This is a genomic window from Erythrobacter sp. (assembly GCF_038133525.1).
Classification (GTDB): domain Bacteria; phylum Pseudomonadota; class Alphaproteobacteria; order Sphingomonadales; family Sphingomonadaceae; genus Qipengyuania.
Genome location: NZ_JAYPTL010000083.1, coordinates 1 through 5981 on the forward strand (window position 1 = coordinate 1; position 5981 = coordinate 5981).

At 63.2% G+C, this 5981-nt stretch carries 4 protein-coding genes and 2 pseudogenes; all 6 read left to right on the plus strand.

The window, feature by feature from the left end:
• Positions 1–538 (plus strand): annotated as a pseudogene (locus tag AAFM29_RS15505) (MFS transporter); the annotation flags it as partial.
• Positions 539–545: 7 nt separating this feature from the next.
• Positions 546–1583, plus strand: coding sequence for an alanine racemase (locus AAFM29_RS15510; protein ID WP_341713687.1), 1038 nt, complete (start codon positions 546–548; stop codon positions 1581–1583).
• Between the two features lie 77 nt (positions 1584–1660).
• Positions 1661–2203, plus strand: a complete 543-nt coding sequence (gene phaR / locus AAFM29_RS15515) for a polyhydroxyalkanoate synthesis repressor PhaR (RefSeq protein WP_341713688.1) — start codon at positions 1661–1663, stop codon at positions 2201–2203.
• Positions 2204–2253: 50 nt separating this feature from the next.
• Positions 2254–3798: a proline--tRNA ligase gene (gene proS, locus AAFM29_RS15520; protein ID WP_341713689.1), complete on the plus strand. Its 1545-nt coding sequence runs from the start codon at positions 2254–2256 to the stop codon at positions 3796–3798.
• Between the two features lie 36 nt (positions 3799–3834).
• Entirely contained in the window at positions 3835–5181 is a 1347-nt protein-coding gene (locus AAFM29_RS15525; RefSeq protein ID WP_341713690.1) for a M28 family peptidase, read from the plus strand.
• Between the two features lie 12 nt (positions 5182–5193).
• A pseudogene (locus tag AAFM29_RS15530) lies at positions 5194–5981 on the plus strand (ribonuclease R); the annotation flags it as partial.

A 5981-nucleotide genomic window follows, 5' to 3' on the forward strand; every position in this document is an offset into this window, starting at 1 on the left:
GTGCGGAAAGCTGCTTGCCGATCTCACCGCGCTGGGGGTGAGCTACGATGTCTCTGGAGCGGATCTGTCCACCCTCACCATTGGGGACGAGACTCACGATTACGCCGGTGTGGTAGATGATACGCGCCGTGCTACTGTTCAGGGATGGCTTGAAGGGCAGGGCTACGATTTCTCGAAGCAGACACCGTCTTTCCCAAGCTTGGTCGGCATCGTGGCCTTGCTCTGTGCTTTGGGCATGCTTTCGGCTCTGACATATGGTTCTGTCGCGGCCTTGCTCGCAGAGATGTTTCCGGCACGGATCCGGTACAGTTCGATGTCGATCCCCTATCACATCGGTGCAGGCTATCTCGGAGGCTTCCTGCCGTTGATATCGGGATATATCGTGGCCAGCACCGGCAATCCCTATTCGGGGCTGTGGTATTGCTGGGCCGTAATGGAGTTCGGGCTGGTGGTCGCCTGGTGGGGCATTCCCGATGGGCCGCCACGTGATTTCGAGGATAGCGGCGAAGATCCGCCTGCCTCTCCCGTCCTTCCATGAGACTGCAATGACCGACCTTCCGCCGCCCACATTGCGGCTGCGTATCGAAAGCACGGCGATTGCCGGAAACTGGAACGCGCTCGATCGCCTTTCAGGAGCGGCGCGGGCGGGCGCGGCAGTTAAGGCGGACTGTTATGGCCTGGGAGTCGACAGCTGCGTCCCGGCATTACGAGACGCGGGTTGTCGTGACTATTTCGTTGCGCACTGGTCGGAAGTACCAGCTGTGTTGCGCCACATCCCTGCCAGGCAGCTCTCGGTCTTGCATGGGCCGGTTACGCCTGAAGATGCAGCCTATGGCAGGGATGCAGGGGTCCGCCCGGTCATCAACAACCCGCACCAGGCGCGGATATGGCTCGAGAGTGGGGGCGGCGCCTGCGATCTCATGGTCGACACGGGCATCAACCGGCTTGGCGTGACGCCGGACCAGCTTTCCGATCCGGCGATCCAGGCGCTCGACGTCCATCTGTTGATGAGCCACCTCGCGAGCGCCGATGAGAACTGTCCGCAGAACCTGCAGCAACTTGCGGATTTCGGCGTGGCCGCAGCACTAATAAGGCATCGCGAGTTGAGCCTGGCCAACAGCGCGGGGATCGGCCTGGGCAGCGAGTACGGCTTCGATCTCACACGCCCCGGAATTGCGCTCTACGGCGGTGTCCCCCGTGAAGAGCTGGCGCACGCCATCCGGCAAGTGGCCTATCCGCAAGCTGCCCTGATCCAGGTCAGGGATTTGCCGGCCGGCGCCAGCGTCGGATACAATGCAACTTTCACCGCAGCAGAACCGATGCGGATCGGGGTCGTCTCGCTAGGCTATGCCGATGGTATCCTGCGTAGCTGGGCCGGGGGGTGCTTTACGCATGGCGACAGCAAGCTGCCGATCCTTGGCAAGGTGTCGATGGACATGATCGTGGTCGGCCTTGGTGCTGCACCTATGCTGCGCGAGGGCGATTGGGTGGAATTGCCCTATCACCTTCCCGATGCTGCACAGCAATCGGGTCTGTCGCAGTATGAACTGCTGACCGTTCTGGGACACCGCTTCGCGCGATAGGCACGCCGTGTTGCGCTGCACATTGTGCACATGCTAAGCGCAGATGTTGCGCACAAAAACGAGGGGAGCGTACCGGAATGGCTAAGCGTACTGCCGACGGCGAGCCGATCATCATCAAGAAATACGCCAACCGGCGGCTCTATAACACCGATACCAGCAGTTATATCACGCTAGACGACCTGGCGGGCATGGTCCGCGAGAACGTCGATTTCCAGGTACTCGATGCCAAGTCCGGCGACGATATCACCCACACCATCCTGACCCAAATCATCGTCGAGGAAGAAAGCCACGGTTCGCAAATGCTGCCGGTCAGCTTCCTGCGCGACCTGATTAGCATGTACGGCAATTCGATGCAGTCGCTGATGCCCAGCTATCTCGAAGCCAGCATGGCCAATTTCCGCAAGAACCGCGAGCAGTTGCAGGATGCCTTCGCCAAGGGACTCGCCTCGAACCCGCTGGCGAAGATCGCCGAAACCAACCTCAAGATGATGCAGAACGCGGCCGAGGCGTTCATTCCGGGCGCGCGCAAGACGTCCAAGCCTGACCAAGCAGCGGAGCTAGCCGAGATGCGCGCGCAGATGGCTGCCATGCAGAAGAAGCTGGACGAACTGAGCAAATAGCGGCATCGGCCCGCGCTCATTCCGACCAGCAAGATACGGGAAATAGCGACGTGGCCCAGATCCGCCATGCACTCAACACCAAGCGCGCCGACGATTTCGCCGCCTGGTATCAGGAAGTCATCTCTGCAGCACAGATGGCCGAGGAATCGGGCGTTCGCGGCTGCATGGTGATCAAGCCGTGGGGCTACGGCATCTGGGAGCGCATGCAGCGCCTGCTCGACGACCGGATCAAGGCGACCGGTCACGAAAACTGCTATTTCCCGATCTTCATTCCGCTCTCGAACTTCGCGCGCGAGGCAGAGCATGTCGACGGCTTCGCCAAGGAAATGGCGGTGGTCACCCACCATCGCCTGATCGCCGGGCCCGAGGGTGGACTGATCCCCGATCCCGAGGCGAAGCTGGAAGAGCCGCTGGTCGTCCGCCCGACATCGGAGACGATCATTGGCGATGCCATGGCGCGCTGGGTCCAGTCGTGGCGCGACCTGCCACTGAAGTTGAACCAATGGGCCAATGTGGTGCGCTGGGAAATGCGCACGCGCATGTTCCTGCGCACCAGCGAGTTCCTCTGGCAGGAAGGGCACACCGCACATGCGGACGAGGCCGAGGCCAAGGAGCACACGCTGCGCATGCTCGAGGTCTATCGCGCCTTTGCCGATGAAGACCTGAGCCTTGCGGTGGTCGCAGGCGAAAAGCCGGAGAACGAGCGCTTCCCCGGTGCGGTCGAAACCTGGTCGATCGAGGCGATGATGCAGGACGGCAAGGCGCTGCAGGCAGGCACCAGCCACTACCTCGGCACCAATTTCGCGCAGGCCAGCGGTATCCAGTACCAGGACCGCGAAGGCACGCAGACTTACGCCCACACGACCAGCTGGGGCGTTTCGACCCGCATGGTCGGCGGCGTCATCATGACCCATGGCGACGATGACGGGTTGCGCCTGCCGCCCAAGATTGCACCGCAACAGGTCATCATCTTGCCGATGCTGCGCGACGATGACAGCGACGCTGCGCTGATCGACTATTGCGAAGGGCTGCGCGCCACGCTCGCCGGCCAGCACGTGATGGGAGAGCCGTTGCGTGTGCTGCTCGATACTCGCCCCGGCAAGGCAGCGCAGAAGCGCTGGGACTGGGTGCGCAAAGGCGCGCCGGTGGTCGTCGAGGTTGGCGGGCGCGACATGGAGAATGGCGTGGTCAGCATGCTGCGCCGCGATCGGCTGTGGGACGAAGCGAGCGGAAAGCCCGCATTTCAGACCCCGACCCGCGAAGTGGCCGGAAAGACCATCCCCGATGTGCTCGCCGATATGCAGGCTACCCTGCTCACCGCAGCTCTTGAGCGCCGCGAGGCCAATATCACGCGCGGTGTGACCGACTTCGCCACGGTCGAGGCGCATTTCGGCGGCAAGGCCAAGTATCCGGGCTGGGTCGAAGTCCAGTGGTCGAAGCCCACAGGCGATGCACTCGACAAGGTGGTCGACCGGCTCAAGGCGCATAAGCTGACCATTCGCAATGTCCCGATCGGTTCGGCTCCGGCGGATGGCGCCTGTCTCTTCACCGGCGAACCGGCCGTGGAACGGGTGCTCCTGGCCAAGGCTTACTAGCTTGAACTGACGGGCAGTTTGGGTGAGACAGCGGGCATGAAGAAGCTCGCTTTCGCCGCCGCCCTCATTGCCGCCCCGCTCTCGGCACAGAGTTCCGGTCCCGCTGCCGGCGTGTCGGAGGAGCGTTTGCGCGCCGATATCGATACGCTGGTGGGGTTCGGCACCCGCCACACGCTGTCAGAACAGGATAATCCCGAACGGGGTATCGGCGCGGCGGTCGACTGGGGCCTTGCCGAATTCAAACGTATTTCCGCCCAATGCGGGGGATGCCTCGAGATCGTCGCGCCCGAGCGCATGGTTTCGGGTGCACGCATTCCCACGCCGGTACGCCTGCGCAATGCCGTGGCGGTCCAGCGGGGGACCGAGCGTCCCAATGAGGTCGTGATCGTCCAAGGTCACATCGACAGCCGCGTGTCCGACCCGCTCGACTGGCAGAAGGATGCCCCCGGTGCGAACGATGATGGCTCGGGAACCGTGCTGGTGATCGAGGCCGCGCGCAACCTGTCGCAGGGCAGCTACCCGGTCACCATAGTTTACGCTCTGCTCTCAGGGGAGGAGCAGGGGCTCTTCGGTGGGCGATTGATGGCCGACTATGCCGCCGAACAAGGCTGGCAGGTCAAGGCGGTGCTCAACAATGACATCGTCGGTGGCAGCTGCGGCAGCGACGGCTGGTGCGATGACGCGCATGTCCGGCTGTTCTCCGAAGGTCCGCGTGCCGATTTGACCGACGAACTCCGTGCCGCGCAACGCCGCGAAGGGGGCGAGAACGACACGCCGAGCCGCAACCTGTCGCGCTATATCGACCTGCTTGCGGATCAGTATGATGGAAGCCTCGATGTGCGACAGATCTGGCGCGCCGACCGCATGGGGCGGGGCGGGGACCAGCTCCCCTTCCTCGAAAAAGGCTATCCCGCGGTGCGGATCACCGTCGCGGTCGAGAACTACAACTGGCAGCACCAGGACCTGCGTATCGAGGACGACATCGAGTACGGTGACACGCCGGACAAGATGGATTTCCCCTACCTTGCCCGTGTGACGCAGCTGAACATCCGCGCGCTCGACGCGCTGGCGCGGACACCAGTTCCTCCTATCGCCAAGGCCGAAGCTGCAGTGCAGACCTTTACGGACATCAAGTGGACAGAGGTTCCCGGGGCCATCGGCTACACCGTCTGGCAACGCCGCACCGACGAACCCTACTGGCCGGCCGATCCGGTGATCGCCAACGTCGTTGCCACCAGTGCACGCTTGGAAGGCGTGCGCGGTGACGACTGGATCTTCGGGGTTAGTGCCACCGCTGCCGATGGGACGCGCAGTCCCGTCTCCAGCGCCGTCCCTGCGGGCCAGTTTGCGCCCGCTGCACCGAAGAAGGATGACAGCGAGTAGCTGCGTCCCCATATGGCGCGCATGACAAAACAAAATAAGAACCGGCAGCCGCCCCATCGAGGCGCAGGCATGCCGTCGAAGGAACAGATTCTAGAATTCCTCCAATCCTCACCGACCCCTGCCGGAAAGCGCGAGATCGCCAAGGCGTTCGGCCTCAAGGGTCAGGAAAAGATCCTCCTCAAGCAACGTCTCAAGGACATGGCCGAAGAAGGCCTGATCGATGGCAAGCGGACCGCCTATCACCGCATGGGCGGCGTCCCGAAGGTCACCGTGCTCAAGGTCGTTGCCATCGAGGATGGCGAACCGATCGCCGAGCCTGAGAGCTGGGCACCCGATGCGCCGGGCAAGCCGCCACAGCTGACGGTCATGGAAACGAAGAAAATGGCTGCGCTCAAGCGCGGTGATCGCTTCCTGGCCCGGACAGAGGAAACCGCGCACGGCTGGATCGCGCATCCGATGAAGAAGCTGCCCGCGCGTACAGAGGGCATGATGGGCGTCGTCGAGTTCGATGGGGCCGGAAAGCCCTGGCTGGCGCCGGTCGACAAGCGCGTGCGCGACAGCGCGCCAATCGGCGAACTGGGTGAAGCCAACGAGGGCGAGCTCGTCCTCGCCGAACGCATGGGCAAATCCGCCCGCTCACCGGTCAAGGTAGTCGAGGTCGTCGGTGATCCCCTGGCGCCCAAGAGCTTCAGCCTGATCGCCATTGCCAAGCACGGCATTCCGCACATCTTCCCGCAAGAGGCCATGGCCGAGGCCGAGCGCGCGACGGAGCTGGGCCTTTCGCTCGACCACCGCGAGGA